Origin of the sequence: Streptomyces sp. MK37H (assembly GCF_018035285.1) — a bacterium.
Classification (GTDB): domain Bacteria; phylum Actinomycetota; class Actinomycetes; order Streptomycetales; family Streptomycetaceae; genus Streptomyces; species Streptomyces endocoffeicus.
On record NZ_JAAAYH010000175.1, the window covers coordinates 1 to 17,216 of the forward strand.

The following is a 17,216-nucleotide window of genomic DNA, read 5'->3' on the forward strand; positions in this document are numbered from 1 at the left end:
GTGGCCCGAGCGAGGCTCAGCCCCTCCCGGGCCCGCTCCTCAAGCGCCGGAGGGGCTGAACATCGGCCCCGCTCCTCAAGCTCCGGAGGGGCTGAATCGTGCCCCCGAGCACCGGAGGAGCTGAATCGTGCCCTCAAGCGCCAGGCGGGCTGGTCAGTGCCCGCTCCACTTCCTGGGCCACCTCGGCCGCGTGCATGGGCTTCAGGGGGGCGCCGGCGTCGTCTGTGACATAGAACGCGTCCACCGCGTTGGCACCGAGGGTGGAGACGTGGGCGCTGCGGACCGCGACGCCGGCGTGTTCCAGGGCGCGGCCGATGCGGTGCAGCAGGCCGGGGGCGTCCTGGGCGCGGACCTCGATCACGGTGGCGAGCTGGGAGCTGCCGGGGGCGACCGTGACCCGGGGTGGTGGGGCGTGCGCCCCGCGGCGGCGCGGGTACTTGCGGTAGGCGGCCTCGCGCTCGGCGAGGCGGGCGACGATGTCGAGCGAGCCGTTCAGGGCGCGGAGCAGGTCGTTCCGGAGCCGGGCGGCCTGTGGCAGCGAGCCGTATTCGGCCGCCACCCGCCAGCTCAGCAGCAGCACCCCACCCACGGCGCCCGCCGCGTCCAGCTCGGACGGCAGCTCGACGGCGCGCAGGTCCGCCGCGCGCACCGTAAGGCGGTGCAGGGCGAGGACGCCGGCAGCCGTGGCGAGGACGCCGGACTGGTCGGGGACGGCGATGAGGAGTTCCACGCCGATCGGCTCGGGGCCGGTGGGCCCCTCCTCCGGCGGCCCCTCGGTGGCGTCCGTAAGGAGGCCCGTTTCGCCCGGCGGCAGCGCCTCGGAGCGCGCGTGCAGGGCCAGCACCGGGCCGCCGGTGCGCCATGCCTCGACCGCGAGGCGTTCCTGCTCGGCCGTGGTGTGCTGCGGGGTGGACCAGTCGTCCGCGGGTTCGCCAGCGAGCACCGCCGAGACCCGTTTGACCAGGTCGGCGACGAGGGAGCCGCGCCAGGCGCTCCAGGCAGCGGGGCCGGTGGCGAGGGCGTCGGCCTCGGTGAGGGCGTGCAGCAGTTCCAGGGTGGTGGCGCTGCCGACGGCCTCGGCGACCGAGCGCACCGTGGCCGGGTCGTCCAGGTCGCGGCGGGTGGCGGTCTCGACGAGCAGCAGATGGTGACGTACGAGGGTGGCGAGGACCGCGACGTCCGCGCGGTCGAAGCCGATACGGGCGGCGACATCGCGGGCGATGGTCTCCCCGGCCACCGAGTGGTCGCCGGGCCAGCCCTTGCCGATGTCGTGCAGCAGCGCGGCGACCAGCAGCAGATCGGGGCGGCCGACCCGGCGGCTGAGGGCGCTGGCCCGGACCGCGGTCTCGACCAGGTGCCGGTCCACGGTCCAGCGGTGGACGGGGTTGCGCTGCGGACGGCAGCGCACCCGCTCCCAGTCCGGCAGCAGCCGGGTGATCAGCCCCTCGGCCTCCAGGGCCTCCCACACTCCGACGGTGGACTCGCCCGCGCCCAGCAGCGTGATCAGCTGCTCCCTGGCCTCGGGCGGCCACGGCACGGCCAGCGGCCGGGCGGCGGCGGTCAGCCGCCTTACGGCGTGCGGGGACAGCGGAAGTCCGGCCTGGGCGGCGGCCGCGGCGGCCCGCAGGGGGAGCACGGGGTCGCGGTCGGGGCGTGCGGCGCGGGCCAGCACCACCTCGCCGTCCTGCTCCACCACGCCCTCGGCGAGCGGGCTGCGCTCCCCCGCGTCCGCGCCGCTTCCGGCGCCGCCGCGGCCGCCGAGCAGGGCGCGCAGCCGGGGCCGGGCGGCCGAGCGGGCGCGCAGCACCCGTTCGACCTCGCGCCAGGTGACATCGGACGCGTAGGAGATGATCCGGGCGGATTCGTAGATCTGGCGCAGCAGGGCGTCGGCGTCCAGCAGCCCGAGGGCGCCCGCGACCTGGTCCTGCTCCTGGAGGGCGAGGCGGTCGGTGGCGCGGCCGGTGGACAGATGGAGCGCGTCGCGGGCGTCCAGCAGCCGCCGCCGCGCGTCGTCGAGGCCCTCACGGGGGGCGTCGGCGAGCCAGGAGGCGGCGATGGCGCGCAGCGCGGTGGCGTCGCGGAGCCCGCCGCGGGCCTCCTTCAGATCGGGTTCGAGCAGGAACTGCAGCTCTCCGTGGCGCTCGGCGCGCTCCTGGCACAGCGCGTGGAGCTCGGGCAGCCGCCGCGGGGCCTGGGCGCGCCAGTCGCCGAGGACGGTGGTGCGCAGATCGGCGGTGAGCGCGGCGTCGCCCGCGATGTGGCGGGCGTCGAGCAGGCCGAGCTGGACCTTCAGATCCTCGGCGGCGGTCCCGCGGGCCTCGTCGGGGGTGCGCACGGAGTGGTCGAGGGCGAGGCCCATGTCCCAGACGGGGTACCAGATGTGGTCGGCGAGCGCGGCGAGCGCCGAACGGTCGGCCGAGCCGTCGTGCAGCAGCAGCACATCGAGGTCGCTGCGCGGGGAGAGTTCACCGCGTCCGTAGCCGCCGACGGCCACCAGGGCGACGCCCCGGGCGATCCCCGCCGTCTCCGTCCCGCCGGTGAGCAGTGCGGCCAGCCACTGGTCGGTGAGGTCGGCCAGGGCGGTACGGCGCGGCGGCCCGGACGGCGACTCCTCCTGGAGGAGTCGCAGCCGCGCCGCCGCGTAGCCGCCGGGCCCCGAGTCGGTGGTGTGGGTCGTGGTCTCGAGGCTTTCCGTCAACTCGGCTCCCTGTCCGCGTGACTGGTGGTCCGGAGGGGTCAGAGGGCGTCCGGGCCGCGCTCCCCGGTGCGGACGCGGACCGCGGTCTCGACGGGGACGCTCCAGACCTTGCCGTCCCCGATCTTTCCGGTGCGGGCGGCCTTGACCACGACATCGACGAGGTCATCGGCGTCCTCGTCCTCGACCAGCACCTCTATGCGCACCTTGGGCACCAGGTCGACGGTGTACTCCGCGCCCCGGTAGACCTCGGTGTGGCCGCGCTGACGGCCGTAGCCGCTGGCCTCGGTGACGGTCAGACCCTGGACGCCGAACGCCTGCAGCGCTTCCTTGATCTCGTCGAGCCGATGCGGCTTCACTACTGCGGTGATGAGCTTCACGCGTCCACCTTCTTGTTGTGCGGCTTCTGCGACGCGGACGCGCCGGCCTGGCCCGCAGCGGGCACCGTACTACGCGGGGATCCGCCGACCGCGCTGAAGTCGTAGGCGGTCTCGGCGTGGAACGCCTGGTCGAGGCCGCCGAGTTCGTCGTCCTCACTGGCCCGGAAGCCGATGGTGACGTCGATCAGCTTGGCCAGGATCCATGAGACGGCGAAGGAGTAGAGCAGCACCGTGAAGGCGCCGAGGGCCTGCTTGCCCAGCTGGGTCATGCCGCCGACGCCGTCGGTGGCGAGGACGCCAACCAGGAGGGTGCCGATGAGGCCGCCGACCAGGTGCACCCCGACCACGTCGAGTGAGTCGTCGTAGCCGAGCTTGTACTTGAGGCTGACGGCCCAGGAGCAGACGACTCCGGCCACCAGGCCGATCACGATGGCGCCCCAGGCGTTGACCGCCGCACCGGAGGGGGTGATGGCGACCAGGCCCGCGACCGCGCCGGAGGCGGCGCCCAGGGTGGTGAACGCGCCGTGCCGGATGCGCTCGTACGCGAGCCAGCCGAGCATCGCGACGCCGGTGGCGATCTGGGTGTTGAAGGCCATGTTGGCGGCGGTCCCGTTGGCGGCGAGGGCGGAGCCGGCGTTGAAGCCGAACCAGCCGAACCACAGCAGACCGGAGCCGAGCATCACCAGCGGCAGGTTGTGGGGGCGCATCGGGTCCTTCTTGAAGCCGATGCGCTTGCCGAGCACCAGGGCCACGGCCAGGCCCGCGGCGCCCGCGTTGATGTGGACCGCCGTGCCGCCCGCGAAGTCGATGACCTCCTTCTTGAACAGCCAGCCGTCGGCCTGCCAGACCCAGTGGGCTACCGGGAAGTAGACCACCGTGGTCCACAGGGTGATGAACAGCGCCCAGGCGCCGAACTTGACGCGGTCGGCGACGGCTCCGCTGATCAGCGCGGGCGTGATCACCGCGAACATCAGCTGGAAGAGAGCGAAGGCCAGGACCGGGATCGCGTCGGGCTTCTCACCCCACAGCGACGTCGGCTCGATGCCCTTGAAGCCGATGTGGTCGAGATTGCCCAGCAGCCCGCCGCCGACGTCATCGCCGAAGGTGAGCGAGTAGCCGAACAGCACCCACAGCAGCGAGACGACGCCGAGCGAGATGAAGGACATCATCAGCATGTTCAGGGCGCTCTTCACCCGCACCATGCCGCCGTAGAAGAAGGCCAGGCCAGGGGTCATCAGCATCACGAGCGCGGCGCTGATCAAGACGAACGCTGTATTTGCGCCATTCAATGTGGACGTCTCCTCGAAACGACGGCCCGTGCGGGCAGGACATCGGTGGGCCGGTATTCGCGTCGAGGTTGACGCAGCGCCGTTTCAGCCGATGCCCCTCGATGTTTCACCGCAGTGACGAAGGACGCGGGAGTGTTACGTGGCGGTGAACTGCGGTGGTCGGGCCGGAGCCCTCCGTTACGGTGTCGCGATCATCGCCAGGGCCGCTCAGACGGCCTGGCCGGGACCCGTCGTCTCGGGGGTGTCGGGCATCAGGGTGGCCAGCCGCTCACTGAGATCGGTGATCTCCGGCACGTCGCCGAACTGGCGCACCGCCGTGTCCACGGTCTTGCGCAGCCGGTTGTTGACCCGCTCCGAGCGCACCCGCTTGGCGAGCGGCAGCGCCTCGTGGGCGACCGTGGCGGCCTGCTCGGGCTCCTTCTGGAGGAGGTGGACGGTGGCCATGCCGATCAGGTTGAGCGCATACGAACGCTGGGGTCCGGACTCGTTCTCGGCCTCCTGGCCGAAGAGCCGCACGGCCTTGCGCATCACCGGGTCGGCCATCTTGGCGTAGGTGGGGCTGCGGCCGGCCACATAGGCGAGATCACGGTAGGAGTGGGCGTTCTCCGCGTTGAGCTCGGCCTCGGAGAAGAAGCGGATCCAGTCCGGGTCGCCGTCGCCCCCGGCGCAATCGGCGAAGGTGTCCTCGGCCATCTTCACCGCGCGATGGCACTTGCTGGGCTGGCCCATATTGGCGTAGGCGCGGGCCTCCATCGCATACAGCATGGCCTGGGTGCGCGGCGTGGCGTTCTCCCGGCTGCCGTACTGCGCGAGGTGGATCAGCTCCAGCGCGTCGTCGGGCCGCCCGACGTGGATCATCTGGCGGCTCATGCTGGAGAGGACGTACGAGCCGAGGGGGCGGTCGCCGGACTCCTTGGCGGCGTGGAGGGCGAGCACGAAGTACTTCTGCGCGGTGGGCTGGAGCCCGATGTCATAGCTCATCCACCCGGCCAGCTGGGCGAGCTCGCCCGCGACCTTGAACAGCCGCCGGGAGACCGCGTCCGGATGCGGCTCCTGGAGCAGGTCGGTGACCTCGTGCAGCTGGCCGACCACCGCCTTGCGGCGCAGCCCGCCCCCGCACTGGGCATCCCAGGCGCGGAACATCACGATGGTGGACTCCAGCAGCTCCAGCTCGGGCTCGGAGAGCCGGGAGACCCGGCGGGCGCGCCCGCCGTCGGCCGCCCGGGCGCCGCCGGGCTGTCCGCTCGTCGAGGGCACCAGCCAGCGCTGCATGGGCTCGATGAGGGCGGGGCCCGCGGACAGCGAGAGCGAGGTGCCGAGGAAGCCGCGGCGGGCCAGCATCAGATCGCTGCGGGAGAACTCACCGATCAGCGCGACCGTTTCGGGACCGGCCCAGGGAAGGTCCACCCCGGACACGGACGGTGACCGGTGGACGGCGCGCAACCCGAGGTCCTCGATGCCGACCACACAGCCGAAGCGCTCCGAGAACAGCTCGGAGAGGATCTGCGGAATCGGCTCGCGGGGCTGCTCGCCGTCCAGCCAGCGGCGCACCCGCGAGGTGTCCGTGCTGATGTGATGGGCACCTAACTGCCGCGCTCTGCGGTTGACTTGGCGCGCCAGCTCCCCCTTCGACCAGCCGCTGCGCACGAACCACGACCCCAATTGCGCATTGGGACGCTTCCCAGCACCGCCGCCGCCGTCGCCCACCCGGAACGCCCCCATCCCACGAATCTTCCCGGACCGCCACCAGAATGCCTTCTGTCACGGTCAGTTGTCCCCGGGATACGGCGCATCAACCGTCCGGACGGGGAACCGCCTCATGCCAGTGGCATGTACCGATCCGTACTCCGCCCGTTGTCAGCTCGCATTCGAGCGAGCGCCGCTTCCAGGGACTGTGCACTGAAAGTAATCCTACGATCACGCCTCCGGCGAGGCGGTTCCCGAAAACGCCACCATTCGCCACCCCTTCGAATGAACCCGGTTGCGGCTTCCCACGATTCACTTGACACCGAGGCGACGGGAACAGGTGAAGGGGTGCACGTGGGGGCGCGCGAGTCGCGTCTCACCACCTCCGTGACATCGGAGCGCACACCGCCGCACCTCATCGGCGACGGAGCGTCATCGTGACGCTCCGGCTCGTAACCATCGAGAGCGGGACCCGTTGGAGGGGGCATGGGCTTCACGATCGGCGGCATCCGGGACATGCGGTCCGGCTCACGGCGCCGCGGCCGTACGTCCGAGTCCACGACGGTGGCGGAGTACACCGGGCTGTGGGGCTGGGACGTGGTGCCGGGCGCGCGGGCGGCACGGGGCTCGGGGGGCGGCAGAAACGAATGTTCATGCGGTGACCGGGACTGTCCCTCCCCCGGGGCCCATCCGCTCGCCTTCGCCCCCGGCGTCCCGGCGGGCGCCACGCTGGACGCCGCCGCGGCCGCGTGGGAGCGGGTCCCGGGAGCGGCCGTACTGCTGCCCGTGGGCCGCTCGTTCGACGTCCTGGAGGTCTCGGAGTACGCGGGCGGACACGCGCTGGTCCGGCTGGAGCGGATGGGGCTGCCCCTCGGCCCGGTGGCCGCCACCCCGCACGGGCGCGCCCAGTTCTTCGTCGCCCCCGGCGCCGCCGCCGAACTTCCCGAGCTGCTGTACCGCATGGGGTGGGACGACGCCGACCTCGATCTGCGCTGCCTGGGCGCGGGCGACCACATCACCGCCCCGCCCTCGGACCTCGGCGGCCTCGGACCGGTCCGCTGGCTGCGCCCGCCGACCCTCGACACCGCGGGCCGCCCGCCGCACGCCCGGCTGGTGCTGGGGACCCTGGCCTATTTGAGCCATCGGGCCGGGGGCTGAAGGCGGCTCGCCCCTTGCGTGCGAACGCCGGACGGGCCGGGAGTTCAACCCGGCCCGTCCGGCGCGATACGGGTGATCCCCCACCACCGGCCTCAGCCGCCGATCAGCGCGTCGACGAACGCCTCCGGCTCGAACGGCGCGAGGTCGTCCGCGCCCTCGCCCAGGCCCACCAGCTTGACCGGAACGTTCAGCTCACGCTGGACCGCCACCACGATGCCGCCCTTGGCGGTGCCGTCCAGCTTGGTCAGCACGATGCCGGTGATGTCCACCACCTCGGCGAACACCCGCGCCTGCACCAGGCCGTTCTGCCCGGTCGTGGCGTCCAGGACCAGCAGCACCTCGTCCACCGCGCCGTGCTTCTCCACGACCCGCTTGACCTTGCCCAGCTCGTCCATCAGACCGGTCTTGGTGTGCAGCCGCCCCGCGGTGTCGATAAGGACGACATCCGCGCTCTCGGCGATGCCCTCCTTCACCGCGTCGAAGGCGACCGACGCCGGATCGCCGGCCTCCGGCCCCCGGACCGTACGGGCACCGACCCGCTCGCCCCAGGTCTGCAGCTGATCGGCGGCGGCCGCGCGGAAGGTGTCGGCCGCGCCGAGCACCACCGACTTGCCGTCGGCCACGAGCACCCGGGCCAGCTTGCCGGTCGTGGTCGTCTTACCGGTGCCATTGACGCCGACGACCATGACGACACCCGGCTTCTCCTCACCGTTCGCGCCCACACCGCTCTCGGTGTGCACCGAACGGTCGGCCTCGGTGCCGATGAGGTGCAGCAGCTCCTCGCGCAGCAGACCGCGCAGCTCGTCGGGCGTACGGGTGCCCAGCACCTTCACACGCTCCCGCAGTCGCTCGACCAGCTCCTGGGTCGGCGCCACACCGACGTCCGCGGTCAGCAGCGTGTCCTCGACCTCCTCCCAGGTCTCGTCGTCGAGGTGCTCCCGGGACAGCAGCGTCAGCAGCCCCTTGCCCAGAGTGTTCTGGGAGCGGGACAGCCGGGCGCGCAGCCGGACCAGCCGGCCGGCGGTCGGCTCCGGGACCTCGATCGGCGGGACCTCGGGCGCGGCGGGAGCGGGTGCCTCCGCGGTCGCGGCCCCGGCGCCCGGAAGATCCACCTCCTCGATGGTTCTGCGTGGTTCCTCACGCGGGGTTTCGGCCTCCTCACCGACGTGCGGTTCGGCGGGCGGCGCGGTGACGGTGGGGCTGCTCGGCGGGGGCGGGGGCAGCCGCTTCTTCTTGCGGCCGCTGATCACGAGCCCGCTGATCGCGGCGACCGCGACCACAGCGATGACTACGGCAAGGATGAGGTATTCCATAACGCCCCCCAGTATCAGCCACGAGGGGGAGCGAGTCATTCGCCTCCCAGCCCGGCCTGCCGGGCGCGCACGATCGCCTGGGCGCGGTCGTGCACCTGGAGCTTGGCGAAGATCGATCCGACGTGATTGCGCACCGTCTTGTCCGTCACCACCAGCCGCTGGGCGATCTGGCGATAGCCGAGCCCGGCCGCGAGCAGATCCAGCACCTCCAGCTCCCGGGCGGTCAGCGTCGGGAACGCCTCCTTCGCGGACGCCGAACCCGACGCGCCGACCAGCGCCCCGAGCCGCTCGGCCATCCGCGGGCTGAAGACCGCGCCGCCGCGCGCCACGGTGTGCAGCGCCCGCAGGATCTCGTCCCGGCCCGCGCCCTTGAGGAGATAGCCGCGGGCCCCGGCGCGCAGAGCGGCCAGCAGGCTGTCGTCGTCCTCGGACATCGTCATGACCAGCACCCGGATCTCGGGGTGATCGCACAGGATCCGCCGGGTCGCCTCCAGCCCGGACCGGCCCGGCAGCGCGAGATCCATCATCACCAGATCCGGGCCGGTGCGCACGGCCTCGGCCATCGCCCCGTCCGCGCAGGCCGCCTGGCCGACGACGGTGAACGCGTCATCGAGATTGACGGCGGCGGCCAGCCCCTCCCGAAAGAGGGGATGATCGTCCACCAGCAATACTCTCCACTGCGACACGCTTCGCTTGCCTTTCTTCTCTGAGGCTCGGTTCGCCTCCGGGGCGCAAAAGTCTCCCCAGCTACCGCTGGGAGGTGCCCCAGCCGGAAGACCCAAGCGGCAAGAAGCTCTGCGGCGCCCCTTCCGCGCCAAGGCGGGGCCCGGTCAGAAGACCCTGTGCCCAAAAGCCTTACCGCGCACGGCTCATCGATCTGCTGGTCTTGAGGAGGGCCCGGCAGGCCTCGTGGCCCGTGGGTTTCCGGTGTTCCTCCGGGTTGCCGTGTTCGCCGGGTCCGGCGAGGGGCAGCACCGCGTGGACCACCGTGCCGGTCGCCGATCCGGTCACCGAGCAGGAGCCGCCGATCTCCTCGGCCCGTTCGGTGACCGAGGCGAGGCCGACGCCGGGCACCGCGGTCTCGCGCAGGCCGCTGCCGTCGTCGGTGACCTTGACCTCGAGGGTGTCCGGGCCCGCGGTCAGCTCGACGCTCACCTGGCGTGCCCGGGCGTGCCGTACGGCGTTGGTCAGCGACTCCGCCGCGATCCGGTACGCGGCCGTCTCCACGCCCGGCGACAGCGGGGGCAGTGCGGCGGGGCGGCTGGCCACGCTGACCCGCAGGCCGGCGACGCCCAGCCGGTGCGCCAGGTCGCGGACCGCACCGGCGAGTCCGCGCTCGGCCAGCGCGGCCGGGGCGAGGCCCGCGGTGATCCGCCGGACCTCGACCAGGGCCTCGGCGAGCGTCTCGGCGGCCTCGCACAGCTGCGGGGTGGCGGGGTGGCCGGGCGGGCAGGAGGTCTGGGCGATGTCCAGGCGCAGCCTTACGGCGGCCAGTTGGGGGCCGAGTCCGTCGTGGATCTCCCGGCGCAGTCGGCGGCGCTCCTGTTCGCGGGCGAGCACCAGGCGCTCGCGGGCGGCCTGGGCCTCCTCGGCCAGGCGCAGCGCGGCGAGCGCGGGGGCGGCCTGGTCGGCGAGGAGGGAGAGCAGTCCGCTGTCGCGTTCGGCCGGGGTGCCGGAGCCGTCGCGGGAGACCTCCAACCGGCCTACGGTGCGGCCGTGGTGGCGCAGCAGAAACGTCTGGACCGGGCCGGTCAGCGGGGCCCCCGCGGAGGCCAGCCGCCGGGGCCCGGCGCGGGTGTCGACGCTGACGGCGGCGCCCGAGACGCCGAGGTCCTCCACGGCGCTGCGGCAGATCTGCTGGGGCACCTCACCGGGGTGCGGGGCCTGTTGCAGCCGTACGGCGAGGGCGCTCACGGCTTCGTGCGGGCGGGCCCGGGGCCCGTAGAAGGCACGCTCGACGCAGAGGGTGAGCTTGCGGGCGCTGGGCCGCAGCCCCCAGCCCAGCACCAGAGCGCATCCAGCGGTGACGGTCGTGGCCCCGCTGCGTACCGAGGGGAGTCCGGCCTGGACGGCGACGACCGCGCAGACCACCACGGCGGCCAGCGAGGTGAGCACGAAGGCGCGGGCGAGGCGGTGGCTGGTGGAGCGGTCCAGCCGCCATATGCCGGTGCGGGCGACGCCGAGGCAGATCGCGGCGGCCCATACGGCGCTGCCGACCGTACGGGCCACGATCGTGGGCACGCCCTCGCCCCACTGGGACAACAGGAGCGAGACGCAGGCGGGGTAGGCGGTGGCAAGCAGCGCCCAGTCACGCCGCTCGGCGCCGCGCGAGAGGGCGGCGCGGCAGCACAGGGCGGCCGTCACGGCCGCGGCGACGCTGCGCAGCACCCAGGGTTCGGCCTCGGCGTAGGCGTCGAGGTGGTCGAAGGCCCACTGGCCGCTCGCGGTGGAGAACGCCGGGTTGGCCACGGAGCCCACCCGGGGCTCGCTGATCAGCCACAGCCCCGCGTACCCCAGCCAGTAGCCGGACGCGCCCAGGCTGATCACCCACCACTGCCACCGCCGTCGCCCGCCCCGGGGGAACAGCCACAGCGGCAGCAGCAGTACGGTCAGCGGACGGCAGGCCATCTTGGCGGCGGCGAGCAGCAGGGACAGCACGGCGCCCGTGGTGCCCAGGTCGGCCAGGCCCAGCAGTCCGGCAGCGGCCGAGGGCAGCAGCCACAGGCCGCCGGCCACCAGCAGGACGCCGCCGTAGCGCCGGGCCGAGCGCTCGGCGAGCAGCAGCACGCCGACGCCCAGCACCGGGACGCCCACGGCGACCCTGGTCAGCACAGCGGCGCCCCGGGGGTGGGGGTAGGCGAGCGCGAGCCACTCGTCGTTGACCCGCAGCAGCCCGGCCACCCATCCGGCCAGGACCACCACGATCAGTGCCGATACCCCGCCCGCGGCGCGCACGGCACGGTCCTTCGGCAGTGCGGCCTGTCGCATCTCAACCGGTGGCCGGCCCGGCGGTCAGGGCGCGCGCCGCGCCGGAGCCGCCGCCTCTGACCCACAGCGTGACGTAGTTGTCGTTGCGGCCGGGGCGGCATTTGTACTCGGCCCACTTGTGCCGTTCGACACCGGCCTTGCCCGAGCGCTTGCAGGCCGCGGTGGTGTCGTAGTGCCCCGCCTCCCGCCAGTCGGTGTCGGCGGACGTGGCGGCGTGGGAGGAGGCGGTGGCGGGGGAGGCGGCCGCGGTCCACATGACGGCCCCGGCGCTCAGGCCGAGGGCGATCGCCGTGCGGATTCGGGTAGGGCGCATGGTCGTTCTCCTTGTGTCTCGCCCCGAGCACTACCCGCCGCCGCGGCCGTGAAGTGCGCGGATGCCCCGGCCCACCCGAACCAGTGACCCCCTAGCACCCCCGTTTCCATCGGCGGCGGGATCGGGTGCTCATCCCACGAGCAGCAGTACGGCGACGGCGATCGTCTCCGCCTCTCCGTAAGGCAGTCCGAAGCGCATCAGGGCGAGCATGACGGGCTGCGCCGCCCAGACCTCCAGCGTGTCGAGGAAGTTCGCGAGCCGGTGGGCGTAGCGGCGCACCATCGCGGTCTCGCGGGGGCTGAGCCGGCTGAGCAGCTTGGCCAGCAGCGCGCCCCCGTGGCGGAGGGCGGTCACCAGCAGCCGCTGCCGGATGAGCCGCGCCGCCTCGGGGTCGGGACCGGTACCGGCGCCGTCGCCGTCGCCGGAGAAGAGCGTGGCCTTGGCGGATTCCAGGGGCCCGGGGTCGCCGGCGGTCTGCCGGACCCGGGTGATGAGGTCGTCGATGTCGGCCGCGGTGATGAGCGATTCCCCCGTGCTGATCGTCACGCGCCCCTCCTGAGTTGGCGTATGCGGACTGCGGCCCATGGGGCGGGCCGACCCTCACCATCGGCCGCCCCGCGTCCCAGGCACATGAGTCATCCGCCCCGGCCGTGCCCGTGCGGTGGGCCGAACGGGCCATGGAGGTAGCTATTTGACGGTCCGTCAGTTACGGTCCCGCTGCCGCGTCCCATGACGAAGGAGGACATCCGCCATGCCCGTCACGGTCGTACGCCTCAACCTCGTCGATCCCGACGCGACCCCGCGCGGCCTGTCCGAGCGGTACCGCGCCGCCCTGGAGATGGCGGCCTTCGCCGATGAGCGGGGCGTCTCCACCCTCCAGACCGAGGAGCACCACGGGTCCCCCGACAACTGGCTGCCCGCCCCGCTGGCCTTCGCGGGCACGCTGCTGGGCGCCACCCGCCGGATCACCGTCACCGTCTCGGCGCTGATCGCGCCGCTGTACGACCCGCTGCGGCTCGCCGAGGACCTCGCCGTGCTGGATCTGGCCAGTGGTGGGCGGCTGATCACGGTGGCGGGGATCGGCTACCGGCCGGAGGAGTACGCGGCCCTGGGCACGGACTGGAAGCGGCGCGGCGCGCTCCAGGACGAGGCGCTGGAGACGCTGCTCGCGGCCTGGACGGGCGAGCCCTTCGAGCACCGGGGCCGCACCGTCCGGATCACCCCGCGCCCGTACACCCGGCCGCATCCGCCGCTGCTGATCGGCGGCAGTTCTCAGGCGGCGGCCCGCCGCGCGGCCCGCCTGGGCCTGCCGTTCTTCCCGAGCGCGCATCTGCCCGAACTGGAGGCCTACTACCACGCGCGGCGGGAGGAGTACGGCACCGAGGGCTGGTGTCTGATGCCCCCGGCGGCCACCCCGCTGCTGCATCTGTCCGAGGACCCGGACCGGGCCTGGGAGGAGTACGGCACCCATCTGCTGTACGAGGCGCGCAGATACGCGTCCTGGCAGCAGGGCACGGTGCGCTCGGCGGTGCGTTCACGGGCCGATGACGTGGTGGCGCTGCGCCGTGAGGGCGTCTACCGCATCGTCACCCCGGAGGAGTGCCTGGCGCTGGCGGAGGAGGGCGGCGAGATGGCGAGCCTGGTGCTCCATCCGCTGTGCGGCGGGATGCCGGTCGAGGAGGGCTGGCGGTCCCTGCGGCTGTTCGCGGAACGAGTGCTGCCCCGCCTCAAGGACTGAGGCGGGGCAGTTCTCCTGTGCGAGGAGTGGGCGGCGGGGGGATTTAGCCCATCTCCTCCAACGCCTTGCCCTTGGTCTCCGGCACCCACTTGAGGATGAACGGGATCGAGAGCAGGGCGAAGGCCGTGTACATGATGTACGTACCCGACAGGTTCCAGTCCGACAGGCTCGGGAAGCTCGCGGTGATGGCCCAGTTGGCGATCCACTGGGCGGAGGCGGCGACGCCGAGGGCGGCGGCGCGGATCTTGTTCGGGAACATCTCGCCGAGCAGGACCCAGACCACCACGCCCCACGAGAGGGCGAAGAAGAGCACGAAGGAGTGGGCCGCGATCAGCGCCAGGACACCCTCCGTGCGCGGCAGCTTGCCGTCCACCAGGTGCGCCGAGAAGGCCCAGGCCACCAGGCCAAGGGAGACCGCCATGCCCACGGAGCCGATGAGCGCGAGCGGCTTGCGGCCGATCCGGTCGACGAAGATCATCGCGATCACGGTGCCGAGGATGTTGATGATCGACGTGGTGAAGGAGTAGAAGAACGAGCTGCTCGGGTCGACGCCGACGGACTGCCACAGCGTCGAGGAGTAGTAGAACGCCACGTTGATGCCGACGAGCTGCTGGAAGACCGAGAGCCCGATGCCGATCCAGACGATGGGCAGCAGCCCGAACCGGCCGCCGAGGAGGTCCTTGAAGGTCGACTTCTCCTCGCTGCGCATGGCGTGGTCGATCTCGGCGACCCGCACATCGAGGTCCACGGTCTTGCCCTCGACCTCCTCCAGGACCTGCTTGGCCTGGGCGGTGCGGCCGACGGAGATCAGGAAGCGGGGCGACTCGGGGATGGCGAAGGACAGCAGCCCGTAGAGGACGGCGGGGATGATCATGACGCCGAGCATCCACTGCCATGCCTCCAGGCCGGCGATCTGCCCGCGCTGGTCGCCGTCGGCGAGGTTGAGGATGCCCCAGTTGACGAGCTGGGAGATGGCGATGCCGACGACGATCGCGGCCTGCTGGAACGAGGCGAGCCGGCCGCGGTAGGCGGGCGGGGCGACCTCGGCGATGTAGGCCGGGCCGATCACCGAGGCCATGCCGATGCCGACGCCGCCGAGCACCCGCCAGAAGGCCAGGTCCCACAGCGAGAAGGGCAGCGCCGAGCCGACCGCGCTGATCGTGAAGAGTGCGGCGGCGATCTGCATGACGCGGATCCGGCCGATCCGGTCGGCTATCCGGCCCGCGGTGGCGGCGCCGATGGCCGAGCCGATCAGGGCGATGGCCACGACCTGGGCGAGGGCCGCGGAGCCGATGTCGTACTTGCCGCGGATGGCTTCGACCGCTCCATTGATCACCGAGCTGTCGTAGCCGAAGAGAAAGCCGCCCATCGCGGCGGCTGCGGTGATGAAGATGACGTGGCCGAGGTGATCCGGCTGGGCCTTACGGCCCTCGGCTCCCTGTGCCTGCACGGTGGTGGACAACGTGAACTCCTGACGCCCGCCCGGCAGCGCTGCCGGACGTGGGGGAACGGCTGACCCTTCCAGCGGAGGCTCCTGAGGCGTCGACCACCACTTGAAGGTAAAAGCAACGTTGCAGAGACTATTCCTTCAAGTTTCGAAGTCAATAGGGTGTGACGAAGAAATCGTTCCAGCACGCCGACACGCAGGGGCAGGCCTTGACTTCAAGTATTGAAACGGTCACCGCAAGCGCTGGCTGATGACCTTCGAGACGCCGTCACCCTGCATGGAGACGCCGTACAGCGCGTCGGCGACCTCCATCGTCCGCTTCTGGTGGGTGATCACGATCAGCTGGGAAGCCTCCTGGAGCTCCTGCATGATCCGGATCAGCCGCTGCAGATTGGTGTCGTCGAGCGCCGCCTCGACCTCGTCCATCACATAGAACGGGCTCGGCCGCGCCTTGAAGATCGACACCAGCAGGGCCACGGCGGTCAGCGAGCGCTCACCGCCCGAGAGCAGCGACAGCCGCTTGACCTTCTTGCCCGGCGGCCTGGCCTCCACGTCCACGCCCGTGGTCAGCATGTTCTCGGGGTCGGTCAGCACCAGCCGCCCCTCCCCGCCCGGGAACAGCCGCGAGAAGACGCCCTCGAACTCGCGTGCGGTGTCCCGGTACGCCTCCGTGAAGACCTGCTCGACCCGTTCGTCGACCTCCTTGACCACCTGGAGGAGATCCGCCCGGGTCTTCTTGAGGTCCTCCAGCTGCTCGCTCAGGAACTGATGCCGCTCCTCCAGCGCCGCGAACTCCTCGAGCGCCAGCGGATTGACCTTGCCGAGCTGCTGGTACGCGCGCTCCGCGGCCTTCAGCCGCTTCTCCTGCTGCGCTCTTACGTACCGCACCGGCTGGTTGCGCGGATGCTCCGGATCCTCCGGCAGCACCTCGCCCTCGGCGGGCGGGGACGGCGGGACGAGCTGGTCGGGGCCGTATTCGGCGATCAGCCCGGCCGGTTCGACGCCCAGCTCCTCCAGTGCCTTGGTCTCCAGCTGCTCGATCCGCATCCGCTTCTCGGCACCCAGCACCTCGCCCCGGTGCACCGAGTCGGTCAGCTTGTCCAGCTCGCTCTTGAGGTCACGCCCGTGGCCGCGGGCGGCGTCCAGCTCCCGCTCGCGCTCGGCCTTGGCGCGCTCCGCGGCGTCCCGCTCCCGCTCGGCCCGTACCAGCGACACCTCGACATGCGCCAGCAGCTGACGGGCGCCGGAGGCCACGGCCGAGGCCACCTCGGCCTCATGGCGCAGCCGGGCGCGCCGCTGCTCAGCGCGCGTCCGGGCCTCGCGCTCGGCGCGCGCGCCCCGGTCGAGCGCGTCGGCCCTCCCCGTGAGCCCCTTGACGCGCTCCTCATGCGTACGGACCTGGAGCCGTGCCTCCATCTCGGTCTGCCGGGCGTTCGCGCCGTCGGCCGCCAGCCGGTCGCGTACGGAGGTGTCGGGCTCCTCCTCGCCCGGCTCCTCCTCCGCCACGGCCAGCCGCTCGGCGAGCTCCTCGGCCTCCTCGGTCGCCCGCTCCAGCGCCTCCTCGGCCCTGGCGACGGCCGCGGCGCTCCGCTCGGCCTCCCCGGCGGCCCCGCGCGCCTGCCCGGCCAGCCGGCCCAGCGACTGCGCGACCCGCGACTTCTCCCGGTCCGCCGTGCTCCGGCGGCCCGCGAGTTCCTCGACGAGCGCCAGGCACTCCGCCCGCCGCTCCTGCGCCGCGCGCTGCGCCCTGGCCAGCTCCTCGCACCGTACGGCCAGCCGCTCGAGCTCCGCCGCGGCCTCGTCGACGGACGCCTGCACCTCCAGCAGCGTGGGCGCCCCGGCGGACCCGCCCTGCGCGAAGTGCGCCCCGAGCAGATCGCCCTCGGCGGTCACGGCCGTCAACTCCGGCCGCCGCGCGAGCAGTTCCTCGGCCTCGTCCAGGCTCTCGACCACCACCATGCCGTCGAGCAACCGCCTTACGGCGGGCAGCAGCGCCGCGGGCCCAGCCACCAAATCCACCACCCGCGGCAACGCTTCGACGGCCGCGGCCTTCCCGCTCCGCTCGTCCCCGGGCGCGGCCCCCTCTCCCCCGGCGGGCTGCGGCACCCGCGCGGATACGGCCGCCGCGGACGCCCCACCGGCGGCGGCGACCGTGGCGCCGGGCTCGGTCGCGGCCGGGGCGCCGCCGGACGCCGTAAGGGCGTCGGAA

At 72.7% G+C, this 17,216-nt stretch carries 13 protein-coding genes; 2 read left to right on the forward strand and 11 right to left on the reverse strand.

The annotated features are described in order from the left end of the window. Nucleotides 1-133: 133 nt before the first annotated feature. The 4 genes from GWI24_RS23470 to GWI24_RS23485 all read right to left on the reverse strand — a co-directional run bounded on the left by GWI24_RS23470 (nt 134) and on the right by GWI24_RS23485 (nt 6,086). Nucleotides 134-2,698, reverse strand: a complete 2,565-nt coding sequence (locus tag GWI24_RS23470; protein ID WP_210947891.1) for a [protein-PII] uridylyltransferase — start codon at nt 2,696-2,698, stop codon at nt 134-136. 38 nt (nt 2,699-2,736) lie between these two features. Continuing rightward, nucleotides 2,737-3,075, reverse strand: coding sequence for a P-II family nitrogen regulator (locus GWI24_RS23475; protein ID WP_014055184.1), 339 nt, complete (start codon nt 3,073-3,075; stop codon nt 2,737-2,739). Next, entirely contained in the window at nt 3,072-4,364 is a 1,293-nt protein-coding gene (locus tag GWI24_RS23480) for an ammonium transporter (protein ID WP_210947892.1), read from the reverse strand. Before GWI24_RS23480 ends, GWI24_RS23475 begins: the two co-directional genes overlap by 4 nt. Before the next feature lie 207 nt (nt 4,365-4,571). After that, a complete protein-coding gene (locus tag GWI24_RS23485; protein ID WP_210947893.1) occupies nt 4,572-6,086 on the reverse strand; it encodes a hypothetical protein in 1,515 nt (504 codons plus the stop codon). A gap of 450 nt (nt 6,087-6,536) precedes the next feature. Here GWI24_RS23485 and GWI24_RS23490 point away from each other — a divergent pair, with 450 nt between their 5' ends. Further along, the gene (locus GWI24_RS23490) at nt 6,537-7,208 is read left to right on the forward strand and encodes a bifunctional DNA primase/polymerase (RefSeq protein WP_044569563.1); all 672 of its coding nucleotides are present in this window, start codon (nt 6,537-6,539) and stop codon (nt 7,206-7,208) included. Nucleotides 7,209-7,300: 92 nt separating this feature from the next. Here GWI24_RS23490 and ftsY read toward each other — a convergent pair whose 3' ends face one another. The 5 genes from ftsY to GWI24_RS23515 all read right to left on the reverse strand — a co-directional run bounded on the left by ftsY (nt 7,301) and on the right by GWI24_RS23515 (nt 12,368). Then, nucleotides 7,301-8,521 carry a signal recognition particle-docking protein FtsY gene (ftsY, locus tag GWI24_RS23495; RefSeq protein WP_210947894.1) on the reverse strand — a complete coding sequence of 407 codons (1,221 nt, stop codon included), beginning with the start codon at nt 8,519-8,521 and terminating at the stop codon, nt 7,301-7,303. Between the two features lie 35 nt (nt 8,522-8,556). Next, on the reverse strand, nt 8,557-9,183 hold the full coding sequence (locus tag GWI24_RS23500; protein ID WP_308343963.1) for a response regulator transcription factor: 627 nt from the start codon (nt 9,181-9,183) through the stop codon (nt 8,557-8,559). Between the two features lie 193 nt (nt 9,184-9,376). After that, the gene (locus tag GWI24_RS23505; protein ID WP_247616780.1) at nt 9,377-11,509 is read right to left on the reverse strand and encodes a sensor histidine kinase; all 2,133 of its coding nucleotides are present in this window, start codon (nt 11,507-11,509) and stop codon (nt 9,377-9,379) included. A 1-nt stretch (nt 11,510) separates the two neighbouring features. Beyond that, a complete protein-coding gene (locus tag GWI24_RS23510) occupies nt 11,511-11,822 on the reverse strand; it encodes a hypothetical protein (protein WP_210947896.1) in 312 nt (103 codons plus the stop codon). Nucleotides 11,823-11,951: 129 nt separating this feature from the next. Beyond that, on the reverse strand, nt 11,952-12,368 hold the full coding sequence (locus GWI24_RS23515) for a hypothetical protein (RefSeq protein WP_210947897.1): 417 nt from the start codon (nt 12,366-12,368) through the stop codon (nt 11,952-11,954). A 205-nt stretch (nt 12,369-12,573) separates the two neighbouring features. On the opposite strand from GWI24_RS23515, the gene GWI24_RS23520 reads away from it, so the two are divergent. Next, entirely contained in the window at nt 12,574-13,560 is a 987-nt protein-coding gene (locus GWI24_RS23520) for an LLM class flavin-dependent oxidoreductase (protein WP_210947898.1), read from the forward strand. 43 nt (nt 13,561-13,603) lie between these two features. On the opposite strand, the gene GWI24_RS23525 is transcribed toward GWI24_RS23520, so the two are convergent. Together GWI24_RS23525 and GWI24_RS23530 are read right to left on the reverse strand one after the other, a co-directional pair. Continuing rightward, nucleotides 13,604-15,022, reverse strand: coding sequence for a sugar porter family MFS transporter (locus GWI24_RS23525; RefSeq protein WP_210947899.1), 1,419 nt, complete (start codon nt 15,020-15,022; stop codon nt 13,604-13,606). 216 nt (nt 15,023-15,238) lie between these two features. After that, nucleotides 15,239-17,216: AAA family ATPase (locus tag GWI24_RS23530; RefSeq protein WP_247616781.1), on the reverse strand; the 1,978-nt coding region annotated here is incomplete at its 5' end.